The organism is Pseudomonas urethralis (assembly GCF_021602465.1).
In the GTDB taxonomy this organism is placed as follows: Bacteria; Pseudomonadota; Gammaproteobacteria; order Pseudomonadales; family Pseudomonadaceae; genus Aquipseudomonas; species Aquipseudomonas vlassakiae.
On record NZ_BQIJ01000004.1, the window covers coordinates 1 to 25,673 of the forward strand.

A 25,673-nucleotide genomic window follows, 5' to 3' on the forward strand; every position below is an offset into this window, starting at 1 on the left:
GATCAATTCGAGGTCTACTTCGGCCACCATAGAATTGGGAAATACAATTTCAACGATGTCGCTAGGGGACGATAATGTGTCAACCATGTCTCCGCACACGTGTCAGTGATGTGTCCGGTCCATACAGAGAGCCAAAAAAAAGCGGGATCTCCGCTCCCCCATTTTTCCCTGCTCGAATTGGATGGCAATGCACCTTCTCTTCCCTGCGTTTTCTTCAGTCTGAACGAAATCTGCCAGGCTATCGCCGCCTCTCAGCGGCTCAGGCATCGGGGGAAATCGGGGGTTTCGGTAGCTTCAGCTACCGCTGCTTTTGACTTTGGCTTCAAATACAAATCGATCTGGGCGCTTTTTTTGATGGGGAAGGTGCGTCCCGGGTTTGGCAATAAAGGCGGGGCAGCGCCAGCCAACTGAGCGACTGAAAGTAAGTGCCTCGTAACGAATATCTGTTTCATTGCTACGAGGAGCGAGCGGTCGACATGCCCTCACAAGTTACCTGGCTGAAAACTAAGCTATAGCTTAGATTTTCATAGTTTCTATGCCTGGTCGCGAAAAAACGAAGCTATAATTTCGTTTTTCGCACAGGTGTGCCCCTATGACCACTTTGATGCAGCTGCGCTCCGCTACAGAGCTGGGTGTTGCAGTTCGACAAGTTCGAAAGCAGCAAGCAATCATCCAGACCGATCTCGCAGATATGCTCGGTAAGAGTCATGTGCTGCTCAGGGACATCGAGACGGGCAAAGGTACGGTTGCAATCGCCAGCGTCCTGCAGGTGCTGAACGAGCTTGGGATACGGCTATATGCTGAGCTGCCCGAGTAACAACTCCTCGACCTGCCCCTTGTGGGCGGGCTGCAGCAACCACCCACTGCTACAAATCGGCAGGCCATTACGGCTCTGCTACTGAGCTACCTCTGTCAGATTCAGCCTGTTTGCAAAGCTTGAGGTCTTCTAACGCCTGGCTCAGCTGTTTGCTGAGCTCAGTAGTGGTTGCTGCTAGCTCGGCGGTTTCAGCATTGGCAATCTCGGCCCCTTGCCTGGCCAGTACCAACTGCTCCTGAAGCATTTCCTTGGCGCCCTCCGCCCGGGCAGCAGCCAGGTTCGCCAGGCTCAGATCCCCCTCCAAGCGTTTCAACGCATCCTCATTGTGGCGAGCAGCCTTATTCTGCTGACGAGCCTCTGCGAGTAGACGCTCGTTGTCCCGATTGAGTCGGGTAAGCTCATCCTGGCGCACCATGAGGGTTTGCTGAAGCTGCAGCATCTCGTGTTGCAGCTGTTGAAGCTGGGACTCATGGCGACGTTGGTCTTGCTCGCGTTGCTCCTTGATCGCATCGCGATAGTGCTCCATAGCGTCACGAGCATGGGCGTGTTTCTCTTCCAGCGACCGCACCAACTCATCTTTTTCCTGCACCCGCAATTCGAGGTCGGAGCAACTTTGGCTTATGCGTGCGTTGCGGGTCAGCTCTGTCTGCAGTGAAGACTGCGACGTTCGCAGCTCCTCTGCTTGGCTGGTCAGAACGGTGTCTCGGCTAGCGACCTCTTGCTTGGCTTTCTTGAGCTCATCGTCAAGCCCCTCAATGTGCTGGTTAAACCCCTTCACACTTTGCTCATGGGAGGCCCTCTCCTGAGCCAAAGCAGCATTGCCCTCCTCAAGCACGCGTTTCAAGAGTTGTTCGACCATCCCGGTGAGCTCATCACTCAAACGCTTCGGGTCGGCCAGGGGGCGGACATCGGTCTTTTCCAGCTCCTGCAGGTACCGGGAGATTGTGGTTTTGGAGCCAGTATTCCCTAGCTCAATCCGTACGGCATCGATGCTTGGGTTTACACCGCGAGCAAGGAGTGCAGCGCGCGCCTTTTGTACGAGTGCCTTATTGATGCCGCCGCGAGCCATGATTTCTCCAACGATTTCGTACCGATGTACATGTCATGTATCTACGTAGCATGTTACTTCAAATTGCTGTCTTTGTAATCGCTATTTTTAAGAGTAAATAATCGAGCATTATGTGTTCTTAGATTCGAAAATGAGCCAAAATCGCTTCCAGAACCGGTACGAATGGCAGGCAAAGGCAGATGGACAAGGCGCAGCGGTATCTGACGGCAGGCACGCGTGAAAACACCCGCAAGAGCTATCGAGCTGCCATCGAGCACTTCGAGGTGACGTGGGGAGGGTTTCTGCCGGCAACGGGTGAGGGAATCGTTCGGTATCTTGCGGAGTTTGCTGACTCACTGGCGCTCAGCACCCTGCGCCAGCGTCTCGCGGCACTTGCACAATGGCATGTCAGCCAGGGCTTCCCCGATCCGACCAAGACGCCTCATGTGCGCCAGATGCTCAAAGGCATCCGGGTTCTGCACCCCGTGCAACAGAAGCAAGCGGCTCCTCTTCAGCTTCGCCATCTGGAAAAAGCGATCGACTGGCTAGAGTGCAAAGCAGGAGAAGCCATCGAGTCGGGTGACTACCAGGTATTGATGAGGTGCCGGCGCGATACCGCGTTGCTGCTCGTCGGATTCTGGCGTGGTTTTCGGAGTGATGAGCTAGTGCGTCTGCAGGTTGAAGATACCCAGGCGGAAGCGGGTATCGGAATCACCTTCTATCTTCCGTTCACCAAGGCGGATCGCGCCCACAAAGGCACCACCTTTCATACCCCTGCCCTCAAGAAGCTGTGCCCCGTTGAGGCATACATCAACTGGATTACAGTTGCCGGTATTACCAAGGGCCCTGTCTTTCGAAAGCTTGATCGGTGGGGCAACCTGTCGGAGAAAGACTTCAAAGCCAGCAGCCTCATCCCCCTGCTGAGGCGAATTCTGGAGGCGGCTGGCGTTCCAGCCCGGGCCTACAGCAGCCACTCGATGCGCCGCGGCTTTGCTAGTTGGGCATCTGCCAATGGCTGGGGTATCAAAGGCCTCATGAGCTACGTCGGCTGGAAAGACATGAAGTCTGCGCTGAGGTATGTGGAGGCGAATAACTCCTTCGGGGGCCTAGCGGCCTACAACGCTGGCGAAATAGAGCGTGATGTTTAGATTAGGGGTTGTGACTTCATGTTGGTGATCTCAGCCTCTTTTTCCCGCAACTCAGTGGTGACATGAGACCACATGGCCACTTCGTCTATCAGCCCCTGAAACCCGCTTTTACGCGCTTCACGGCGCAGCCCAAGGAGGGCTTGTGCTTAACAATCGGCTTAGACGATTTGTCAGAGGTAGGGAGCCTCAGATGCGAGATGAGTACACATGTTTTCCTTGAAGGTCAAAAACAATAACTGTATGTTTAAACAGTTAGTTGCCGAGCTGCTGTCAGCGTCGAAGACGGTTCGATGCCCGCCTTCCTTGCCGAAGATGTGTAGCCTCAAGGAATCCAAAGCATCGCTGGAGCGCAGATTGAAGAAACGCCCTGCGGTGTGCGCTGTGACAGGTTCGATAAGAGGAAATCCTCATGACACTGAAGTCGTCATTTGCAGTGGTATTGCGAGCGCTACGAAGCAAACGAAACATATCTCAACGTGACTTTTCCGATACGACCAGCAGGACATACCTCTCGAAGCTTGAAGGCGGGAAATCCAGTGTAACCTTGGACAAACTGGAGCAACTGAGCGAGCGGCTTGAGTTAACAGCGCTAGCGTTGCTTGCTTTGACGGTGAGTGAGGACACGGGCGAGCCGGCATCACTACTGGTTGCAAAGCTGGGCGAAGAAATTCTCACCCTGGAGCGTGAGGGCGGCCTTCCAGGTTTGAGCACGCTAGAGCCTGCCGCGAGCTTGTCTCCCGCTTTACCCAAATCACCTCGCGCGGCTGCGAACCCCGCGTCGCGCCCCGCTCTAGCAAGGATGGTAGGACAGTGCGAGCTGCCCTTCTAGCACCCTGGTGCCGACTAGCGCTCTCATCAGAGAAGGCGCTCTAGTAATAAGTCCTACGCCACAGCGTTGCGCCGCTTCGTTAGTTGCTCTCGCCAGGCGATGAGGGCTTCAAGATCCTTGCGAAGCTCAGGTTCCTCAGGGATGAGCATGGGTATTTCAGTTGACTGGCTGTGCTCATAGCAGCTGTATTTCGTCATCATCTCATCGATCAACCGGCAGTCCTCCATACTGATGTCCTGAATCGCTCGTAGCCGGCCATCCGTCTGGATGCCGCGTCGATGCCTGAGCACTATCTTGTTGAGCAGATCTTCCTCGACCGATCGCTCCACAAGCTTACGGAACTCACTGCAGATACCCTGAGCCAGCGCACGGTAGGCATCGGCGCCTCCAGCCTCTCCCGCTTTCCTCGCCTCAGTCAGACGGGTGAGTAAAATGTTGTTGGCCTTCTTGGTGGGCGCGCTCCATACATCCTGATCAGCCGGATGACCAGCTGCTCCCGCGTATGACTCGATTCGCATAGCCCGGTAATGCGTTGCTTTCCAATCGTCACCGGCTTTGCGCGCCAGGTCTTCGAGTATGCCGTACAACGACAACCGATGAGTCAGGACGATCACCTGCCTCGTCTGAGCCAGCGCCACGAGCCGACATGCAACTGCCCACTCGAAGTCGTGATCGAGCGATGAGATGGGGTCATCGAAAATAAAGGGCGCTGCGCCAGGCTTCTCGCTCACGTCAGCCAGGAATGCCGCAAGAGCAATAATGCGGCGCTCTCCTTCACTCAGCACGCCTTGCGGCTGGGTGCGCACATCTTGAGCTCCGCGCAGACGAACCTGGTGCAGCACTACGCCGTTTCGCGTCCTGGTTTTGATCAGCTCAACTTGGATTCGATGAGCGCCCAGTGCTCGAAGCTCTCTGTTGAAGCGCTCGACATAGGCTTCTGTCACGACGGTCTGAGTGACCTCGGCTGCTTTGGTTGAAATGGCGCGTGAGCTGGTCAGCGCCTTCCACTCGTCATACTCCATGTGTTTCTTAAGCCGCTCGACCTCCACACGCACGGCTTGTGCCTGCTGGGCAATCCACTTGCGCGCCTCCAGCGCCAGCTTTTCCCTACCGGCCAGCGCCCTATCGAACTGAACGGCATCCGCTTCGTATTGCGCAGCTTCATCGCCCAGCTGCCCTTGGTACTCAGTAAGCGCAGCGATGTTTTCAGTCTGCGCAAGGACAGGTTGAGCTTGTTGCTCAGTCTCGTGAGCGTAAAGGGCTGTCCGGGTTAGAGTCGCCTGCTGCCAAAACGCCTTGAGATGTTCCGGCCATCCGAAAGTGCTCACACCAGCCGCCTCGCACTGGGTTGTAATTTCATGATCCGCGGGGATCTTCGCAAGTCGCTCCAAGGCTTGGCTATAGAGCAACTCAGCGCCCTTGGCGTCTGACTCAAGCTTGCCCTGTACGAAAGTTTCGAACTCCTGAAGGCGAATTTGGGCCTTCTCATCGAGTGTCTGATGGCACAGCGGGCAGCGGGCATCGTCATGTGTGACCGGAAAAGCATGCTGCGGATAAGGAGTAGCTGAGAATGCGCGCGCCGCCTCCCACATGGCGCTCCATGTGGGAAGCCCTACCCCGTCCAGTTCCGAGTTCTTGACCTTGGCGCCTTCAAGTGCCGCTCGGCGCTTCTCCTGGGCGGACTGCCGCAGCCCTCGGATCACCTTAAGATTTTCATCCGAGTAAGCCCTGCCCCCTTCAGCGAGGGCGCCGATGAGCTTTTGCAGCTCGGCTCTGGTGCGTCGCTTCTGTACCGCCAGGGCTGCCGGGTCTTCAGCTTTCAGGCGCTCTGTGAGTGCAAGGTACTGCTTTTCATCCTCGGGTTTCCAAGTCAAAGCCTCATCCAACACGGCAGCAGTTGCTGTAGCCAAGCTTTCGTAGAGTCGCTTGGCGGGAGTGCCGTCGTAAATGGCAGGTATCTGAGGCAAGGCTGTAACCAGTTTGGATTGCTCGGCTGCTAGCGATTCCCTGATCTGCTCGACAACTACAGCGAGTTTTTCGAACAACCCAACCACGGGAGGGATATAGGTAGCTGCGCTTTCAGCGGTGAGGTAGTGATTCGCTTCATCGCTGTCAAAAATATCAATGTTGCGAAGTGCATCGATCACAGGCTGGCCGACATGCCACTCATGGGCACTTTCATGTCCGTTGAGCTGGGAGGTGACATGGCACTTGCTGGCGGGGGGCGGAGCCTTGAAAACGTTTGTTTTAAGGTCGACGGCACGGGGCTTGCCTGAAAGCTTTTTCAGAATGCGGGTGTAGCTGGATTTGCCCGAGCCATTGTGCCCATAGATGACGGAGAGATTGTGCGAGCCAAATTCCAGGGGCCTCCGAGGCTCAAGATTCTCGATGCCAGCGATCTCGCCGATCTTGAGAAGCCTTAACTCATCCCGGACGGTGTGGCGATGGTTAAGCTCTTCAAAGGTTCGATGCGCCGAAGGCTTGCGGCCCACAGGGGTCTTGATTAGGGCGCACAGGGCTGCGAGATCCGTTGCATCAAGCTCTGTTTTTTTCAGCAACCTCTCAGCGGCCTCCTGAAGCCAATCGCTTTGTCTCAGAAGCCACGTACGAATATCTACCTGCACCTGCATCTTGGCCGCTCCCGGGCTTATGGGTGTGGCAAAAAGCTAGCAGAGCCCTGTGGCCCGCGCCAGCCGAACAGCGGCACCTCAAACCCCCCTCCCCATAGCAGATACAGCGATGCTGACGCACGTTATGCGCCACGCAGAGTCAAGGGCACAGTGTCGATCGGCGGCATCTGTTCGTTGTCCATGTGAAGCCCATGCGAAAGGCTCGTCGCGACTTCATAGGCTGACGCACCGAATTTGAGTACTGCCAGTTCTCTTAAGAACGGCGTCTGAGTAAGCTTGGCACAGCCGTCGGCTTGATGGTGCGCCCTGTAAAATATGGAAATGATATGAGTGCCTACGAGCTAATCAAAGATCTAGAGAAAAAACTTTCCCTTTATCAGGATCATTACCCTGACAAACCATCACTTCCGTCTGGGCAGACGCACGAAATCATTGCGTCACTGATTCACAAGTCGGAGCTCTATCCGTCCCGTCTGACCAGAGATGTCGTAAAGGCGCTAATGGAAGATAGGGCGCCTTGGCCTACCTGCGATGAACAGGAATACTATCTTTCACAGTCTGTAAAGGTTGATGTTCTCGAAAACGCTCGACTGATTTGTTTTCCAAACGACACTCTTTATGTGCAAAGAACAGCGCGCATTTCTGAAGACATGCCGACGCAATTACTCAGCGAGTTAAATGCCCATCAATTCCTTTATGAGATCTGCCATCGCGGCGGGGAGCTATCGTCACCGCACCTGCGGCTGCCTAAGTCTCTTGTCGACGATACTCTTCATATCTTGCTGGGTGACCGACTTACGCCAGAAGGTGATTACTTTCGGCTAAATATTGAAGATTATGACATTTTTGGAGTAGGAGCGTGTCTTTGGAAGTTATTGCGAGAAAGCTGCCAGGATCTCGATGAAGCCTTTTCTGAATATGCAGTCAGGATGCGCCTTGCGGCAGAACGGCCTTATGTGTTTGAGATAGACTTTGATCACGGAGTAGATGCTGATGAATTTCTTGGTTGCGCTTTCTCATACATTAAATCTGACCTCACCTTGCTTGAAGACTGGCCGGGCTATGCAGCCGATATGGCTCTTAACATCAACAGTGCAGATTCGCTGACTCAGCAATATAATGCAAGTAGCTCGAATGAAGCTGTCTACGTCAAAACGCTCACATTGCAGCCTCTACAAAGCATCATCAGCAACATGCTTCGCAAACCTAAGACAACGCTGCTTGAGCGCATAGAGTGGTTCAAAGAGAATGCACGGGGCGGGTATGATAATCGCGATCGCACTACAGATCATCTTGCCGAGCTTATCATTAAGAACGAGCACAATACTTACTCAATAGAAAACAGCTTCCCGCTTACCCAGGCGCTGATTGAATACTCGCGTACCGCACCAAAACTTCTGAAAACTTTCTTCTCGTACGTGTCTGACCCGAGCTATCTGTGTTTTTTGTTGTCATTCAGGCCTACAAGTCACATTGGCTTAATAAGCCTGTATCGAACTATCGCAAAAACGTCACGCAGGATTTCAAGCAAAGTCAACTACGAACAGATCTGGCAGGATCTCGTGTGGACACAAGGCCTGGAAGTGTATTGCAATGGATTTGAAAACGGATTTGAATACTCCCATGTGCCCAGCGCACTTGAATCCATCTGTGAGATGGTTGCATGGTTTGTCGAGTATGAGGTCACTCGGAATGCGCGCACTCAATCCATTGCGGATACAAGATTGCCAAGCATCAAGATCGCAGTTACCGAGCTAAGGTATCTAACTCATGATGGTTACAAAAATAATGTATTTGAGGATCATCTTGCACTTATTGGCGAACTCGTTCGCGACCGGCTCGGTCGCGATAAAAATCCCTCTAAGCCTGCACCGCTGGGTAATTGGCTTCTGTTGTTCTGGGTGATTGAAATAGCAGAAATTCCCAAAAATACTGACAATCAACTGCCTATTCAATTGACCAAGATTTTGATCGACAGTTATTCGCAAGAGCTGCGGAGACGACGATTAGGCGACGCAAACAGTGGCGATGATCCGCTTGCGTTTGATGAGATGAACTGGAGCAAACTACTGCCGCACATGTCAAAGCCTCAGCGCAGACGATGGCTGAATGCTTTGAGTGCATGGGAAGACCGTGACGCAGATGCGCCAGCTAAAGAAGCGAGCAAATTTAATTCTGGCGTAAGACTGCATCTCAGAGTGCTTTTAAATATTTACAGTGATTCTGTGGATGAGTCCATAAGGCGCGAAATTTCAGAGGAGCTCTGTTCGGTTATAGAGCGATTTGGATTCGCTCCCGACAAATATTCTGGGGCGTTAGACTATGTGAATGACAATTCGGACTACAGCCCTCTCCACCTTTGGCCAGCCATCTGCGACCTGGCAAACGATTTTTCTGACGAGGTTTACGGCAGTCTCCTCGAATTACTTGCCATTCAACTAGTGCCGTTGAGTGCGCTGCTAATACTTCTTGATAGGATCATCCTTCAAGAACGCAAAGACAAGGTATCGACGCTGATCAGCTCAAGAGATTTGAGCTCCGAAGAACTATATTGGATTCCGGAGTTCTTTGACTTATCCCTTAGAGCTGCAAACAATGGGCATATTTCCATTGCCAAATTTTTCTTGACCAGCATAAGAAATGATGCCCATAAGACTCATACTAATCACTCTCTCGACCTGCTCGCAAAGATTGATTTAAAAGAAATTTTCGAGAATGAGAGTTATTCTTCGCCTGAGAAGCTTGAGCTACTCCTGCGGTATCGAGCCGATGCTGATGAGCGAGAGGTAAATAAATCGGTTCATGAGTACAAGCAATATCTTATAGCTACGCTCAATATCTCCCTAGACAAAAGCAAAGCGATTGATCAATTTGCTCGACTGGTAAAGAGTTCGCCGTCTCTACATAATGCTACCGGTTTGCTCAGAAGCGCGCTCTCCGCTCCTACTCCAGCTGAGGTAGTCGCCCTGCTTGATCAGTATTCAGACGCTTGGATGGGCGCATTTGAAGCACACATGCTAAAGGGGCGTGTTGAATTTGCAGATGAAAACCTCCACAGTGTTCTTCAAGCATGCTTAATGACAGCACGTTTGTCAGAGTTCAGTCAATTCTGGAGCATGGCGACTAAACGCCAGCGCGGAAGTTATCAGTTTGCGGATGTCCGATCAGAATACCTGAGCAAATCTGGTCGCCAGCAGGAAGCAATAGATTATATCCAGGGCCATCTTTCCAAGCTTGGTGACAGCTCTGAAACTGCGCGCAGTGAATTGGCCAGAATTCAGTCCACCTTGCTTGAGCCAGTTCCGCAGCAACAACCCCAGATCGTACAATTGCCAATGCGGGCTATTGAGTCAATGTACGTAGATTTGAGATCCAGTTGGTTAGAAATTGTAGCTCTGAGCGCGCTCGATCAAAGCCAGATCCTCATGGGGCCGACCAATTCGATTGATGACTATTTACTAGAGATCATTGAACAGGTTGGCACCGAATTGCTCATCAGAAATGCCAATCTGCTACGGAAGAAGCCTTCACCCGAGTCTAAAAAAGTCATTCTTCTAGACATTGAAGACATGATCAATGACTGGATGGTGTCATTGCTAAGGCAGAAAATGAGATTCATCGGTTGGACTGTCCATGAGCAGTCTCGTATGGGGTGGTCGGCTTCCGGAGATGGGGTGGGTGAAACTGATGGGTGGATTCAGGACAGTAAAGGAAATTTGATTTCGATCATTGAAGCTTTTCGTCTCGGCCAGAGAATTGATAGAACAGTAATCAAGGATCACCTGGATAAAATTTTTAATTATAATTCTCCAGGCGTCAGCCCGGTCTTCATTGTCGCCTATACGTCCAGTGATGATTTTGCAGGCCTTTGTTCCGATTACGTTTCATATGTAGAAGGTCTGCGATATAAAGGTTTTGATGACGTGCCCCCTGGGCGGCTGCGCGTGAAGAATTTGAAAGCATCAAGAGCTCAAGCTCGCTACTACGAAGAAGCACGATTTATAAATGGTAGCAAAATCACTATTTATCATCAGCTCCTGAATCTCAGGATGGCTCCTCAGTAAGGTTACCCAGATTGAAAATTCGGCTCGCATTTCTCAAGTGCGAGCCGACCGATCCACGTACCGTTGCGCATGCGGATCTACAGGTTCTGAATTGTTGAGCGTTTTTTTCAATCCTTACGACCCTTCGTATTTTTCGAAGCCACCCTCAATGAATGCTCAATTTCCGGCTAGCCATATGTGCCGGCATGCTTAGCCGCAAACACTCAATGGCAACGAACATGAAACAGCATATAGTCATCGTAGGGGGCGGCGCAGGCGGCCTGGAGCTGGCAACGCGCCTCGGCAACCGGCTGGGGCGTTCGGGGCGGGCGCACATCACGCTGGTGGACGCTAACCTCACCCACATCTGGAAGCCGCTCTTTCATGAGGTTGCAGCGGGCTCACTCAACACGGGGCTCGACGAGCTTAACTACGTGGCACAGGCCCGCTGGAACCATTTCAGTTTTCAGTATGGTCGGATGTCGGCCCTGAATCGTCAGAACAAAATGATCACCCTGGAGCGGATGCTCGATGCCAACGGCAAGGAGATCAGCCCGAGCGTACGATTGCTTATGACACGCTGGTGATGTCCGTTGGCAGCCAAAGCAATGACTTCGGTACTCCTGGCGTTTACGAGCACTGCGCGTTCTTGGACAGTCGCCGCCAGGCCGAAAAGCTGCATCAGACATTGCTCAATCATCACCTGAATGCACATGCTACGAACAGCGACGCACCATTGAACATTGCAGTGGTTGGTGCAGGGGCAACAGGCGTGGAACTGTGCGCTGAGCTTCAACATGCAGCCCGCCTCCTCCAAGGTTATGGCGTTCGAAAAGCGTCGTCAGATACTTTGAAGGTTTGTAAGCGCTCCATGAACCCCACATTCAAAGCGCTTACCTGATCCCCGATGCTGTGCTCCCGATTTCTTTCTGGAGCTCGCCGACCATGCTGCGACCCGACGCCAAAGTCGAAAAAGTCTATCTCTACCCCAAGCCCGTCGACTTCCGAAAATCCATTGATGGCTTGGCGGCGCTGGTCGAGTTGGATATCAAGGTGGCCGTGTTCGACCCGGTGCTCTTCGTATTTCTCAACAAGCCGCGCAACCGTGTGAAAATCTTGTACTGGGAGCGCAACGGCTTCTGCCTTTGGCTCAAGCGCCTGGAATCCGAGCGATTCAAAACATCACCTGACGTCACCGACGAAGCGATTGTCCTCACCGTCCAGGAACTGAACTGGTTACTCGACGGTTTCGACCTCTGGCGCAATCGCCCCCATCAGGTTTTGACGCCGCGATTCGTCGCCTGATTCGGTATAATCCGGGGCATGATTTCCATGCCCGAAGACCTTCCCGATGACCCCGTACTGCTCAAGCAGATGCTTACGCAGCTATTGATGGAGCGCACGGTCGATAAGGGCCAGATCGTCGATCTCAAAGAGCAGGTCAAGCTGCTGCGCGACCGCCTGTTCAGTCGCAAATCCGAGCAAACCGTTGAGCCCAACACGCCGCAACTCGCGTTGTTCAATGAGCCGGAAAGCCTGTCGATACCTCCGGACGATGACGACGAAGAAGTGGTCGCGCCAACACCGCGTCGTGGCAAGCACAAACCATTGTCGGTTGACCTGCCGCGCATCGAAGTGATCCACGAACTGCCCGAACACGAGCAGACCTGTGCCTGCGGTTGCCGCAAACATGTGATCGGTGAAGAACCCAGCGAGCAGCTGGATATCGTGCCGATGCAGATCCGGGTGATCAAACACATCCGTAAAGTTTTATGGTTGCCGTGGTTGTGAAACCGCTCCGGTCACCGCTGACAAACCCGCACAGTTGATCGAGAAGAGCATGGCCAGCCCGAGCGTGCTGGCGATGCTGCTGACGACCAAGTATGTCGATGGCTTACCGCTGCACCGTTTCGAAACGGTGCTGAGCCGACACGGTATCGATATTCCGCGTCAAACCTTGGCGCGCTGGGTGATTCAGTGCGGTGAGCACCTGCAACCACTGCTGAATCTGATGCGCGACCAGTTGCTGGAAAGTCCGGTCATCCATTGCGATGAAACGCGCGTCCAAGTCCTTAAAGAACCGGATCGAGACCCGACCAGCCAATCCTGGATGTGGGTGCAAGCCAGTGGGCCACCGGATCGAAAAGTCGTGCTGTTCGACTACACCTCCAGCCGTGCGCAAGAGGTGCCCTTGCGCCTACTGGAAGGTTATCGCGGCTATGTGATGACGGACGATTACGCCGGCTACAACGCCGTGGCGTTATAGCCGGGTGTCGAACGATTGGCGTGCATGGCGCATGCGCGTCGCAAGTTTGTTGAAGCTCAGAAAGTGCAGCCCAAGGGCAAAGCTGGACGCGCGGATATGGCGCTGGCATTGATCAATAAGCTGTATGGCATCGAGCGCGAACTGAAGGACGCCAGTGATGAGCAGCGATTGACTGGCCGGCAGGAGAAAAGCCTGTCGATCCTGGGGCAGTTGAAAAGTTGGCTGGACAAAACGCAGCCGCATGTAACGCCGCAAAGTGTGCTCGGCAAGGCTGTGAGTTACCTGGCGAGCAATTGGAGTCGGCTGGAGCGTTATGTTGAGGCTGGGTATTTGCCGATCGACAACAACGCGGCAGAGCGCGCAATAAAGCCGTTTGTGATCGGCCGCAAAGCCTGGCTATTCAGTGACACGCCCAAGGGGGCTGCCGCCAGTGCTCAGCTCTACAGCTTGGTCGAGACCGCCAAGATCAACGGCCAAGAGCCCTATACGTGGCTGCGCCACGTACTGGAGCGGCTGTCGCATGCACAGTCGGCGGCGGACTACGAAGCACTGTTGCCGTGGAACTGTTCACCGGAAACGCCACAGTAAACGATGGCCTCACCTTGCGGTAGGTGGGGTTCATGGATCGCTTACGAAGGTTTATCTGCTGGAGGCCAGTGAACGCATCCTTCCTGCATTACCTGAGCGCATCAGTCAGGCGGTTCACAGAGAATTGGTCAAGCTGGGTGTCGAAGTGCTGGTCAGAACCGCTGTTCAGGAAGTCACCCCGTGCGAAGTCGTACTCCGAGACAATGAGCGCGTGAAGGTCGATCTGACAATTTGGGCGGCAGGCATCAAGGCTCCTGCATTCCTGGGACGGCTCGATGGCCTGACGACAAATCGAATCAACCAGCTGGAAGTGCTTCCTACCCTGCAGTCCGTTTCAGATGAGAGCGTTTTTGCCATCGGAGATTGTGCAGCCTGCCCTGTCGAGGGTAGTGACGGCAAGCGCGTACCTCCCCGAGCGCAAGCTGCGCATCAACAAGCCGAGCTTCTGGCCCAGAATCTGGAGCGACAACTGTCAGGCAAACCTCTCAAATCGTTCAAATACCGAGACTATGGCACGCTCGTGTCTCTGGCCTCGTTCAGCGCCGTTGGAACGCTGATGGGGAATCTCTCTGGGGCGACATTCGTAGAGGGTTTGCTCGCGCGCATGTTTTACATGTCACTCTACCGCATGCATCAGGCTGCAGCATCGGAGCTGGTAGCCGGATCCGCGCTTTCAGACACAGGCGCCTTTGGCACCGATCGGCATGGGTCTAACTTTGGTGTGCAGATCGAGTATTGGTGGAAGTAACGTTTCTGCGGCTAGAGAGCGCCCTGCAGTTCGAACCTGCAGGGTGTACATGATGGGTAATGCCGCCGCAAAAACTCATAACTCAAATGGATAGATTCCCTGGCGAAAACCAATCAATTGGAACGTTTCGATTGATCGGTCGCCTGCGTTTAGATAATGGTGTTTGATCAATATACAGGTCAATTGTATGATCCGGTGACGATACAGCGCGCTGAGCTTAACCAGGACTACAAATGACGGATGAAAACGAAGATCGTGGGCAGCATCAAGAGATTGATTCTGGTTCATTGTCAACAAAGGAGTCATCATCAAACCTATGGGAACACTATCTGGATGCAGAATTCAAAGCATCAAAAAGCTATAGCAAGATAGTCCGGATAAAACTTGCCCTTGAGAAAACCTTGGGTGATTTTCATGTGCATTACGATTACCTTCAAAGCGTCGTCAAACAAGACCCTGGCACTGCCGGAGGCGAAGGGGAAGCCGAGTTTGCGGACTTCTTGCGAAAATATCTCCCTAAGAACATTGAAGTTTCTATCGGCGGCCAGATAATTCTGGAAGATGGTAGTCATTCACCGCAAATTGATTTGATCCTGACCGAAGACATCCCTTCTGCTCTTGCTGGAAAATATATACCTCACGAATATGTTGTGGCTGCATTTGAAGTAAAGCTGACCTTAGAAAAAAGGCATCTTAAAAAGATAGCGGATACAGCTGCGAGGTTGAGACCATTCGCTCGGCAGGGCAAGCCGAGGGAGGTTCTATTCGGCAAAATAATCTACGGAGTCTTAGCGCTCTCAAGCAATTTCCAAGGGCCGCGAAAACCTCCGCGTCTTAAAACGCTAAAAGATAATACTGATGAGTTACATGCGCTGGAAAATGCTCTCAGGGAGCTGAGTACCCCTGCGCACCCCTGCCAGGCTGTTGATCTATTCTTGGTGGCTGATGCTTTCTCAATGGCAGCATCAAAATCAATACACTTTTCGGAAAAATACAAAAATTCATCTCAGAATGTTTTTCCAGATGTGGGGCTGGGCTATATATTCAATTTATCGATCGGGGCCGGAAAGGAGGATGCTAGCGACTTCTCGAAAGCTATTGCGACACCACCCCGAGATCAGCACCTAGGCGCTTTTATTTATCGACTTGCGCTAATGCTATATCTAGAGGAAGTAATTTCACCAAAACATCCTGAGACGTTCTTTCAGTTTGATTCAAATGTATCGACTCGCTGTTATGAATGGGATATTTCAGTTTTGGGGGATGAATTCATAGAAGACTGGAATCGGCACGCTGGAGATGAAAGCTATGACTGGCAGATTGTCCATCCCCTCTGACAACGAAGCGACATAAAGTTATTTCGCTTAACAGCTCTCGGGCACAGTCAATTTTTAAGAATTGTAATGGAGCATGTGGTAACTCATGCTCCAGTCAGCTGAACGCTGAGGTTAAGCAATACTTTTTCCTAGTTACCTGTGTATGTCTAGTCTCGCATGCTGCCGTCAAGGTGAGCCGCATACTGGGGCAACGCCAATCCTGCGATGAGTGCGTAGGCCGAGGCCCCCTGGGATCACCAAGGTAAGCGCTAAGACCAGATGCAGTCGATACGGATGGCCTGTACACAAATCAGGAATAAAATCCACTTCAAATGGTAGTGGATCTGTGAGGCTCAATTTCCCTTCAATCAATGGGGGGACGCAATCCGGCCCGAGCGAGCGATTTATCCGCTCCAGTCAAGGTGTCCATTTTTTTGGATAGTGCCTGTCTTATCTGCTCTTTGCTGAAATTGTTCATTTCGGATTGCGATATCACAAAGTCTTCATGCTCCATGGTTATGTACTCTTTTAGAATACCAGGAATGTCTGCAATCCTACTGATATCTATTTCGCCCACGGTCAATTCTGTAACCTTATGACAGTCCTCTTGACCCCACCCATCACTGAGCATGTAAAAATACATAAAAGGCAATTTGAAAGCTGCGATGTACCGATGAGGGTTATCAGTGAATTTAATGTCTTGCGCCCCCACAGCACGCTCCAGCATGTAACTAAACGCTTGGGGTAGTCCATAATAAGGAGGCAGTCCATGGAAAGGCGCAAAATAGATGGTTTTCTCGCAGTGGTTTCTTAAAAGGTCACCTCGGCACTCTTTTAAAAAAATTTCTACCCTGGCCTTGTCTTGATCTGTCCAGTTGCCAACGGCATCTTTAGTCGTTAGTAGCGCGCGCCAAAATATAGACAAGACTGCTAGCTTTATTTCCTCGGTGACTACCACCTTCTCAGGTTGTTTTCGATAGTTTGCTATTTTGCGAAACAATTTTTCCGCGAGAATTTTCTCCCAAACAGATAATTTACCTTCGCATTTGCCGCATAACAGATATTCCTTCGGCCCGTCTTGGTGCCGGACGTTAACATCAGAGCTGTGTCTAATGTACGGGGTGCGTGAGGATTTCTTTAGCCAGTCATAAGCGAACTTGGGAATGCTGTGTGACTCCTTGAGGATGACATTTTTATCGAGACACAGTGCACAATCCCCGATTACACCACCCTCACTTTCTAAGTCATTTTCCCCTGCGACGATTGCTTCCATTATTGCCCCCCCTAAGAACTCATAGCCTGATAAACGCTTAATATTCATCTAGGCTATGAAGCTTGAAATTTTTGTATTACCCCGACATATTAGTAATTTCATCTAAGCTGCGGAATCTTTCTCTACCGCCAAGAATGGAGTCTGATCTAGCGCGGTGAATGATGCCTCGTTATTTAGCAGCCTGATGAAATTCCGCTTCTGCTCCTTCGTGGACAGGTTGACCATCCCACCTGCGAGATCAATCGTTCGAGCAAATATAGGGAAGTTGGCCATCACACCCTGGATTTGAGCGACGTTCAAGCCTTGTTGGACAATGTTGCCCTTCGAGACCATCGCTAGGCGCCGCATGAAAGCACGATCACGATACATATCCTTGAAAATATCACCTGGAGCAGCCACACCTGCAGTGTTGAGAATCCCCAGCGCCAGAATCAACGGCGTCGCTGAGTGAGCAAGGTTGTTGATGATCTGCTCCAATCCGTAGAACCGTTCCAAAAGCGACAGATTCAGCGTGTAGAATTTGCCGCCATAGTAGAAGACGTCAATCGTATCGTTGATATCAATTGCATCATAATTGACCTTACCAAGCGTGCGGCCATTGAAGCTGCAGAATGAGCTTTTGGTTTTTTTGTGCAGTGACACGGGGTATTTGTGCTGGTACAGGACGACACTATTCCCTTGGCCATCGCTAAGCAAATACACCACCCCTTTCACCTGCGACAGACTCTGCTGGTTAAAGTCGAATCTCGGAGCCGGCGCATTGATGCCAAACGCTAAAACACGGCTGATCTCGTTGAACTCCGCAGGCAGATGCCCGATCGCGACATCGTCATACTCCATGACCAGTTTGTCGCGCTCCAACGCAGTGGAGACCAGAGGGACGGCAGCTTTGCCGTCATTTGGCTCGACCACTGCTTTCTGCAAGCGGTAAGCGAATGCACGCGTCAGCTGCGTTTCAACTGCGGGCTCCAGCTGAACGGAGCTAACCGCGAGACCATTCGCAGATTCAGTAAGGAAAAAGGCCTCGCCTGAGACATGAGGAGAGCGGGTGATAGCGTCAATGCCAGTGAACATATTTACTTATCCAGTTTAGCCAAGCAGGTGTTGTTATCTATACGAATGTAACGAATTACACTCTTATCGGTCAGCTGCCCCCGACAAATGACTACAAACTGCTTTTCGCCTCTGTCGTGGATCGTTGCTTTGAAAATTTTGAAACCCAAAATCGCAAGCGAGGGGTTGGAATAGAATTTATTGGTTTTTACGTAGATCGCCCCAATCGCTACAATCATCAAGGCTAGGTTCAATACCGTACGTTTGCTTTCAACATCCGTGAAAACAAGTGGCATGACATAGGTCGCCAAAAATTCGAGGTGCTCGTGATTTTCGTCGCTTACATCTGAAACGCGGCACGTGATCGACCACCCTCCTCGATAGCTGGTTGCGAGCAGCCAGAGGATAAGTCCACCTACTAAAATGAAGAGTGCACTGACAACGAACACCAGATTCTTAACGTTGAAATCATCGCACAATGCGTTGAGATCACGTTGTTTCACGGCCTCGGCCACGTTCGTCAGTAACGTAGCATCATAGGACATTATCAACAGTGAAACGAAGAGCAACCACAATGAGAGGACATAAAGCATTACTTTGATCAGCCAATCATCCTTCATGATTGTTCTCCGTTAAGGATGTCCTATGTACTGATCATCAGATCGAATGAGTCAAGCAGCAACGGCCTGAAGATAGCAGTTGGCCACCTTTCAGGCTAGTCGTTTAGAGGGGGGATAGACTGGTTCTATAGAGGAATGCCCGGGATCAGCAACGCTAGACCCCAGGCAGTGCGGGCTTACAGAGCGCCGTGCTCTTCTTCCCAAGCTTTGATCGCATCACCGGCTACGCGGAAGGCTGCCAGGGCCAGTGGCACGCCAGCGTAGATACCCGCCTGCATCAGGACGGCGCGAATTTCGTCCTTCGTTACGCCGTTGGTGAGAGCGCCTTTGACGTGAACACTGAGCTCATGGTGTTGGCTCATCGCGGTCAGCATGCCAATGTTCAGCAGGCTGCGGGTCTTGAAGGGAAGCGTGTCATCGCCCCAAATCGCGCCCCAGCAATACTCAGTTACGAGCGCCTGCATCGGCTTGTTGAAATCGTCGGCGGCAGCCCAGGAACGATCTACGTGGGCTGCGCCCAATACAGCTTTACGGTTGTTGAAGCCTTTTTCGAACAGTTCGCTACTCATGGTTTTTCCTCTGTAAATGCAACGCTTTGACGCGCCTGGATCGATGGGGTTAGAGCGTATGTGGCCCTGCCGGGACATCTGACGGAGATGGCAGAGCATTAGCCCTATGATGTAGAACTTCAATCTCATCGCGTCCAACGTGAGCAGGCTGATCAAGGGGCAAAGGGCCCCCGCTGCCCCAGATCGTTTAACCAGGCATCACATGGAGAAGCTGAGATGTAAGTGAAAGCGCTGCCGACCAAAATCAGTCGGCAACGTCGGGTAAATCAGCCGTGATGGCCCACAATGCGATACATCTCGGTGTGTTCAGTACGAGCGGTGGACTCTTCTGCCGCGTCCATCCAGACATCAACGCACTCATGCCCAAGCTTCATGTCCTCGCCCATCTGCTCTGCCAGCGCGACGGCGATTTTCAGGTCTTTGACCATGAGCTGGAGCGCAAAACCGGAGGCATAGGTGCCACTAAGCATGAACTGGTGAACCTTGTTCAGAGTGGCATTGTTAGAGCCCACGCGCTGTTCAGCACATCCGTCATCACTGCTGGGTCGAGGCCGAATTTCTCGCCCACATGCAGAGCTTCTACCGCTGCCAGCAGGCCAGCGGCGGAGACGTAGTTGTTCAGGGCTTTGATGGCATGACCAGCGCCAACGGGGCCCACATGGGTAGTTTTACCCATCTTGGTCAAAAGTGGATCGTACTGCGCCGCGAGTTCAGCAGTACCGCCGACCATGATGGCGAGCGTGCCAGAGACTGCGCGCTTTACACCGCCCGACACAGGCGCATCGAGCAGGCCAATCGACAGAGCCTCTAGCTCGGCAGCCAGCTCACGGGTCTGGAGAGGCTCCGACGAGCTCATATCGATCACCACTGCACCTTTCTTGACCTGGGCAGCAATGCGTTGTTTACCGACCAAGGCATCCAGAAAGATTCTCCTAGCTTACAGACCTAAGTCTTCGGTGAAGAGCTCACCCCGCAACGTATGGCTCATCGTGCATCCAGGAATGGTGGTAGCAGCTTGGCAGATAGCACTATTGCTGCTGCCATTTAGGTACATGACTGCAAGTGCATAAGTAGCGTCTGCTCGAAGAAGCTTCGCTAGCCTATTCAGCTTGTACGCGTGGTCAAGCTTCATTCCGTGCCTGAACGGTATCAGGCGTTCGCGAATGTCTTTCCCGTTGAGCGGTGTGCCTACACAAGCTTGCTCAAGATCCTCCCCGAATCGAAGTGTTGCATGTAACGAGCCACGGGCCATCTCAGGCGCATCCAGATGGCTCTCAATGAGATCAGCAATATTCACAGCGAGGTTCCCTATCATTCGCGATCCAGGATGATAGCGAAGCAATGGCCAAAGTCGAGCCCTGGATTGCCCGTCCTAGAGCCTTCATTGCTTATTTTCCGCGCTCAGGCGTTAGCGGTGAGTATCAGCTGGCCATCAATTGTTCTAGCCCTACGCCTTCTTGAGGTAACCAGTACCCCTCCTCCCAGAGCTCACTGATCTGCTCGAATAAATCCGGCAACCAGGACTTCACTAGATGTCGGTGGTCAGTGGGGAGTGCAACAGGATCCCGACGCCGCCCTACCTCTAGCAAAAGGCGGTAAAAGCCAATGCTCGGTGTCAATTGAAGTTCATGCAGGCGATTGAATTTCAGGGGAATGTTAAGGCCTTCAGGGTCGATGTCACCGAAGTATTCTGCCCTTTGGGCATCTCGCTCTCTCATGACCTCCAGCAGAGCCAGGCCAGACGCGCAAATTGTATTTCCTCCACCATAAACGACGGCGCTGTAGCGCTTGGCATGCTCATTCCACTCTCCCAGGCTCCAGAACGTGTGGTGGTTCTCGACCACGAGCACAGGTGCGCCTACGGCGTCTGAAGGTCGGTAAGCAAGCGGATGCTCAACACGCATTGCTCCGATGACACTTAAGGGCATGCGACCACCAAAGAGCGCTCCATTGCGCACCCGGGCATCAAGAAACTTCTCATCCCCGAAAATATCCAGCGACCGCTCACGCAACGGCACCTGCAGGAATCGACCGCGACGCTTGATCAGCCACTCGTTGATCATGAAAGCTGTTGCTTGCTCGCTTAATGACAGGCTCGGCCAGAACCCAATCTCTGGCAGCCACGAAACGCTGTTGTAGTCGAATGTCGGCTTCGACTTTTCTGCTCGCACCAAGGTAATGGCCTTGGGCATTGGAGGGTGCCCAAGCTTTTCGAAGCCACCCGCGCCGGGTAGTTTCAACAAACCCTCCGCCTCTCCTAGCCGCAACGCTTCTAGCAGCTGAGCATCCCGGTTCGGCGTCTCGACCTGCTCCGGATAAGCTGCAAGCCAGAGGGTTCTGAGTGTCGGTAGCGTCACGCGCTTCCCTGCTTCCAGCTCAAGCGTTTTCAGAAATGCAGCGCTCATCGTTATACCGCTGCCTCAGCAAAGGTTGCCCTGGCCATCTCGATATGAGTGCGTTTTGTCTTGCTATTAACGCCCGCCTTACGAAGCCGGATGATCCGCCTGAACCCTTCGAGGATGTTGGCATCCGCATTGGCGGTAAAGCAGATCAGCTGGATACCGAGGCTGGTTGCCAGCTTTCTCTGCGCATCGATGAGGGCTCTGGTCTGGACGTTTGCGAAGGGGTTGTCGAGAAGCAAGGGCCCGCCACCACCGCGTTTTGCTTGTGTCTGTGTGCTCACACGCATATGACTGACCAGCATGTAGAGGAATGTCGCGATGACAGTCCCTTGGCCACCTGACTTCTTCATGGCATTCACAGGCTGATACTGAAAATCGATGTTCTGCTCCATTTTCAGCATGTGCAGCCCAAACGACTTCTCGTTCGCAAAGCGCAACAGGCACTGCGTGATGATGTCCGCCCCACTGCTTGGGACGACGCCATCCTCGATCTGACTGTTCAGATAGTGGCGAATTTCGAGCTTGCGCTGCTCCGAGCTCTTCGCAGAAAGGTTGGCCGACATCTTCAGGATTTCTTTGCCACCCACATAGGGCGTTCCGGCGGGCATGGTGATTCCTGAGGCATATTTGACCAACGAGCTCGCCGACGTCGCCTGGTTGTAGACCTCGTTCACGCAGCTCTCGAAGTCGGGGATCATTTCGTTCAGCTGATCCGTGACCGAAGCAATCCGGTCATGGATCATTTCAGCCAAGCGATCATGGTCAGTACATGCTTTGTCAAAATCGTCCTGACTGATGTGCATCGAGACCTCAGGCTCTACGGCGATGAAATCGCTGTGCGTTGCGACCCTGACCAAGTCTCGATGCGCCCTGCTTGTCTCCAAACTGCAGTTTTTCACTGCTGCATCTCGCGCGGTTCGCGTTTCGACCAAAGCGGTTACCCGCCGTTGGATATCTCCGTCCAGCGGAATGAGTTTGGGTTCGGCAGTGGTTGCGGGGAATGCCGACACTACAAAATTGACCTGGACGACCAGGCCATCCTTGCGCTTTTCATCAGCGGCGCTGTCGATGCGTTGTTGAGCGATTTGCCGGCGAAGAGTTTCGGCCTCAGCGCCTCGCGCGACCGCAGCAGCCAACTCACGCTCCACGGCATTAGAGACTTCCTCATCACCGAGTCTGTGCATGTCTTCTGAAGGCTCTTCAGGGGCGTGCTCGCGGATGAAGCTGTTCAACACTGAGCCCGTTACAGCTGCGTCATGAACCGCTCTCTCCTTCTCGCTATCAAGGCGTGTGTTCAGCTTTTTCTGCGAGTCGATTTCTGCTCCGATATCGATGCCACTCCGGGCGAGCTCCGTGATGAACACGTCGTTAAGATGGCCATACTCCTTGAGGAACAGCGCTGCCAATTGGATAGATCGTTCGCGCTGGTCTCCCAGTTGGTAACTGACGACGCCGAGCTTATGATTTTCCTCTGCGGTCAGCATTCTCATGGCGTTTGAATACAGCGTTCGAATGACGCTGAGGTCATATCCCGTTTCGTGTAGGCAGCCCTCTGCATCGAAATCGGCGTCATACCGCATTACTTGCGCAAACTCACGTTGTAGCTCGGAGACACTAGCGGCAACGTCAACCAGATCCAGGCGAACCTCTTCCAATCTCAGTGAGTGAACGCCTTCATCCTCCCGAAGCTGCTCCAGCAACGCGGTGGTTTGGTTCATCTCTCGGTTGATTTCCAGCAGCTCTCGACGACCCGCTTCAACCTGGGGCTCCCAGGTGGCCAGGTAATCAGACAAACGCTTAAGGCCGCTCTCGTGGGCCTGAATTTGAGCAGGGAGTACTTCGATACGTGCACTCAGCGCTTCAAGCTCATGAGTCAAGCGTTCAGTGAGCTCAAGCAACGCAGCCCGCTTCGCCGTCGCAGCCTCGATTTCTTCTTGACGTTGCTCAACTTCCAATTCGATTTGTTGAATAGCCTCGTGCGTGTAATCGCGCTGAAAGCGTTGAAGGGCGGCAAGCGCCGCTTGAGCTTGCTTCTCCCGGGCAGAGAAAGCGTCATGCTCGACGTGGGTTTGCTCGATCAGGGCCTGGCAATCTACCAACAACTGCGCGGCAGCGGCCTTATTGAAAAGCGAATCCTTTTCTGGCCCGAAAACATAACGATCTTCAGAAGCAGATTCAGCATCCAGACTCGCCACGGCCAGCGTCACAGGCAGGGAGAGTGGCAGCTGCAGGGACTGTCCGACTTGAATCGCTTTGTTCCACTCTTCCTTCGCGACATTGACACCGAGAAACCGTGCCGGATCTGACAAGACGAGCGCTCTCGCCTCCTCAGCGTCGATTCGCAGATCAGCGACATAGGTGTTGGCTGCTCTGGCAGAGCGTATGCCTGCCGAGTTGAGCGCACGCACTACCCTATCAACGTCATCACTGCGCCCAGCCAAGCCAGTCTGTTCAATCGACTCCTGCTGTTCGTGCAGCTGTTTGAGGCGGATGGCGCAGTTAGATATCTCGCTTCGGGTCGACTCGATAAACTGCTGAACATGAGTAACCAGTGCGGACGAGTGGGGATCACATTGACCTTCGACCAGCAAGGTCAGAATAGGGTCATTGTGCAGGCTCTCAACGTTACGATCATAGTCGTTCAGGCGCTGCTTCAACATAGCCAAGGCATGTTGCGCATGCGTGATGTCTTGCTGGGCCGAAGAGCTTTGCGCTTGCGCATCATCCAAGGATGCTTTTTTCATCAGCCGCAGATCACGCAACTCATTGAGCGTGGATTCAAGCTCGGTGATCACTGTCCTCAGGCGCGTAATCGCTGAGCTCACGTCGATATCGGTTGGCAGCAGCCAGCCATTGTCGATCAACCCGTCCAGTATCTGATTCGCTGCCCGAATACGCTCTTCAATCTTCCCCTTCGTGCCACTGAGCTCAGCCACCCTGGTGCTGCACTGGTTTCGTTGTTGAGCGATGCGCAAGAGGCCTGCTTTCAGCTCTGCCTCCTGCGTAAGCAATGAAGATCGTGTCTGCTGGTGCCTTTCAATGTGCTGTTGAATCAGGAAGCGAAGCATGGCGCCGTTCTGAGAGGCCTCATTCTCAAAAGGCCTCAATTCTTCCTTGAGCGCAGCTGTTTGACTTTCCAGCTCGGCAATGACCTTCTCCACATTGAAGATGTCTCTCTTGACCAGCGCGCCGCTGAGGCAGTCAAGCCGCACCAGTGCATCTTTGAATGTCTGCTGTAATTCATCGGTACGTTGCTTGGCAGCCTGATCTTCACGAGACAGCTTGAGCCCCTGCAGCGAGAAGTGATTACGCTTGGCAACAGCCGCGTCGTCATCTGCTTTGCTTGCGAGTTGCTCAAGCTGGTCGACTGCATTGTTCGCCTTCGTCAACCGGACATCCAGGGCGCTTATCTGATCACGCATCGTGAATACGATGTCAGCCGCTTCCTGCTCCACGGCCAACAGAGCGGCCTTGGCTCCAAGGAAGGCAGCCGCGCTCTCTCCGAAGGGTGTCATGGCCTGCTGAAGCCGCTGCAGTTCGTACAATCGGGCTTCATACTTTGGCTTTGCCTTAAGCCTATCCATCGTCTGGACGACCATGTCTCTGAGCGCGCTGGTGTGCTCTTGATTCATCGACAAATTCAGCAGTTTCGTAACGAGGTCGCTTTCGGAGCTGAAAGACAGAAAGCCCTCTTCGCTCCCCCCTTCACGACTGTTAAACGACAGCTGCATGCTCAGCAGCTCAACGTCGATCAGTCGGCGCTGTTCCAGGTGCGAAACCCACTCTCCCTGGTTGTGGGTGATGTAGAAGTCGCCCTGACTCTCCAGCCGAGCTTTCTGAAGTGCCCAATTCAGGAAGGCCTGCATCGACTGAACCGGCGCGAGGGAGAGGCCTGGTACCGGCAAGTCTTCCCATGCCAGACCAGAGCTGGATTCAAAAGCAAAAAAACGGCGATCAACCTCTGACGCCCGATCTGCGGCCTCCTTCACTTGAACAGCCTGACCGATGACAACTCGGTAAGACTTCCCGTTAGCGCTACGTGGAGGCATAACCCATTCAATGGCGATAAAGGACGGCCTGACATCGCGGGAGAAGTAATCCCTGAAACTGTGGGATTTGGACTGCAGATGCTGCAACCAGCGTTCCTGCTTCGGTTCAAAGCAGCTGAAAATGTATGAGAGCAGCGAGGTCTTGCCCCCAGCATTCTCAAGGTTCATGCAGCTGTCGATCGGCTCACCTGTGGCAGGGTCGCACAAGTCGAACGTCATCTCCTCATACCAGCTAGTGGGAGATCCGAACCGGTCTACGTAGATCCTTGAAATG

Annotated in this window: 15 protein-coding genes and 4 pseudogenes; 9 read left to right on the forward strand and 10 right to left on the reverse strand. The window is 52.9% G+C overall.

The annotated features are described in order from the left end of the window. The first annotated feature begins 592 nt into the window (after positions 1 to 592). Positions 593 to 817, forward strand: coding sequence for a helix-turn-helix domain-containing protein (locus L6D64_RS07635; RefSeq protein ID WP_176506199.1), 225 nt, complete (start codon positions 593 to 595; stop codon positions 815 to 817). 67 nt (positions 818 to 884) lie between these two features. On the opposite strand, the gene L6D64_RS07640 is transcribed toward L6D64_RS07635, so the two are convergent. Continuing rightward, the gene (locus L6D64_RS07640; RefSeq protein ID WP_176506200.1) at positions 885 to 1,886 is read right to left on the reverse strand and encodes a DNA-binding protein; all 1,002 of its coding nucleotides are present in this window, start codon (positions 1,884 to 1,886) and stop codon (positions 885 to 887) included. Between the two features lie 179 nt (positions 1,887 to 2,065). On the opposite strand from L6D64_RS07640, the gene L6D64_RS07645 reads away from it, so the two are divergent. Further along, the gene (locus tag L6D64_RS07645) at positions 2,066 to 3,013 is read left to right on the forward strand and encodes a tyrosine-type recombinase/integrase (RefSeq protein WP_176506201.1); all 948 of its coding nucleotides are present in this window, start codon (positions 2,066 to 2,068) and stop codon (positions 3,011 to 3,013) included. A gap of 409 nt (positions 3,014 to 3,422) precedes the next feature. Continuing rightward, positions 3,423 to 3,842, forward strand: coding sequence for a helix-turn-helix domain-containing protein (locus tag L6D64_RS07650; RefSeq protein ID WP_176506202.1), 420 nt, complete (start codon positions 3,423 to 3,425; stop codon positions 3,840 to 3,842). 53 nt (positions 3,843 to 3,895) lie between these two features. Here the strand turns inward: L6D64_RS07650 and L6D64_RS07655 are convergent, their stop codons facing one another. Beyond that, a complete protein-coding gene (locus L6D64_RS07655) occupies positions 3,896 to 6,472 on the reverse strand; it encodes an AAA family ATPase (RefSeq protein ID WP_176506203.1) in 2,577 nt (858 codons plus the stop codon). 326 nt (positions 6,473 to 6,798) lie between these two features. Here L6D64_RS07655 and L6D64_RS07660 point away from each other — a divergent pair, with 326 nt between their 5' ends. The 6 genes and pseudogenes from L6D64_RS07660 to L6D64_RS07685 all read left to right on the forward strand — a co-directional run bounded on the left by L6D64_RS07660 (position 6,799) and on the right by L6D64_RS07685 (position 15,454). Next, positions 6,799 to 10,536 (forward strand): hypothetical protein, encoded by a 3,738-nt coding sequence (locus L6D64_RS07660; RefSeq protein WP_176506204.1) that lies wholly within the window; start codon positions 6,799 to 6,801, stop codon positions 10,534 to 10,536. A 218-nt stretch (positions 10,537 to 10,754) separates the two neighbouring features. Further along, positions 10,755 to 11,374 (forward strand): annotated as a pseudogene (locus L6D64_RS07665) (NAD(P)/FAD-dependent oxidoreductase); the annotation flags it as partial. A gap of 86 nt (positions 11,375 to 11,460) precedes the next feature. Beyond that, positions 11,461 to 11,820, forward strand: a complete 360-nt coding sequence (gene tnpB / locus L6D64_RS07670; RefSeq protein WP_236192366.1) for an IS66 family insertion sequence element accessory protein TnpB — start codon at positions 11,461 to 11,463, stop codon at positions 11,818 to 11,820. A gap of 18 nt (positions 11,821 to 11,838) precedes the next feature. Beyond that, a pseudogene (tnpC, locus tag L6D64_RS07675) lies at positions 11,839 to 13,369 on the forward strand (IS66 family transposase). Between the two features lie 49 nt (positions 13,370 to 13,418). Further along, positions 13,419 to 14,117 (forward strand): annotated as a pseudogene (locus tag L6D64_RS07680) (NAD(P)/FAD-dependent oxidoreductase); the annotation flags it as partial. A 233-nt stretch (positions 14,118 to 14,350) separates the two neighbouring features. Further along, entirely contained in the window at positions 14,351 to 15,454 is a 1,104-nt protein-coding gene (locus L6D64_RS07685) for a DUF6602 domain-containing protein (RefSeq protein WP_176506206.1), read from the forward strand. 343 nt (positions 15,455 to 15,797) lie between these two features. Here the strand turns inward: L6D64_RS07685 and L6D64_RS07690 are convergent, their stop codons facing one another. The 8 genes and pseudogenes from L6D64_RS07690 to L6D64_RS07730 form a co-directional block, all read right to left on the reverse strand. Beyond that, positions 15,798 to 16,706 carry a hypothetical protein gene (locus L6D64_RS07690; RefSeq protein WP_176506207.1) on the reverse strand — a complete coding sequence of 303 codons (909 nt, stop codon included), beginning with the start codon at positions 16,704 to 16,706 and terminating at the stop codon, positions 15,798 to 15,800. Positions 16,707 to 16,808: 102 nt separating this feature from the next. Further along, the gene (locus L6D64_RS07695; protein WP_176506208.1) at positions 16,809 to 17,780 is read right to left on the reverse strand and encodes a Kiwa anti-phage protein KwaB-like domain-containing protein; all 972 of its coding nucleotides are present in this window, start codon (positions 17,778 to 17,780) and stop codon (positions 16,809 to 16,811) included. A gap of 2 nt (positions 17,781 to 17,782) precedes the next feature. Then, positions 17,783 to 18,379 (reverse strand): anti-phage protein KwaA, encoded by a 597-nt coding sequence (gene kwaA, locus L6D64_RS07700; RefSeq protein ID WP_176506209.1) that lies wholly within the window; start codon positions 18,377 to 18,379, stop codon positions 17,783 to 17,785. A 176-nt stretch (positions 18,380 to 18,555) separates the two neighbouring features. Beyond that, positions 18,556 to 18,948: a carboxymuconolactone decarboxylase family protein gene (locus L6D64_RS07705; RefSeq protein ID WP_176506210.1), complete on the reverse strand. Its 393-nt coding sequence runs from the start codon at positions 18,946 to 18,948 to the stop codon at positions 18,556 to 18,558. 266 nt (positions 18,949 to 19,214) lie between these two features. Continuing rightward, a pseudogene (locus L6D64_RS28440) lies at positions 19,215 to 19,804 on the reverse strand (NAD(P)-dependent oxidoreductase). 81 nt (positions 19,805 to 19,885) lie between these two features. Further along, positions 19,886 to 20,245 (reverse strand): hypothetical protein, encoded by a 360-nt coding sequence (locus L6D64_RS07720; RefSeq protein ID WP_176506211.1) that lies wholly within the window; start codon positions 20,243 to 20,245, stop codon positions 19,886 to 19,888. A 124-nt stretch (positions 20,246 to 20,369) separates the two neighbouring features. After that, a complete protein-coding gene (locus L6D64_RS07725; protein ID WP_236192372.1) occupies positions 20,370 to 21,353 on the reverse strand; it encodes a Wadjet anti-phage system protein JetD domain-containing protein in 984 nt (327 codons plus the stop codon). A 2-nt stretch (positions 21,354 to 21,355) separates the two neighbouring features. After that, positions 21,356 to 25,618, reverse strand: coding sequence for a coiled-coil domain-containing protein (locus L6D64_RS07730; RefSeq protein WP_176506212.1), 4,263 nt, complete (start codon positions 25,616 to 25,618; stop codon positions 21,356 to 21,358). Between the last annotated feature and the right edge of the window lie 55 nt (positions 25,619 to 25,673).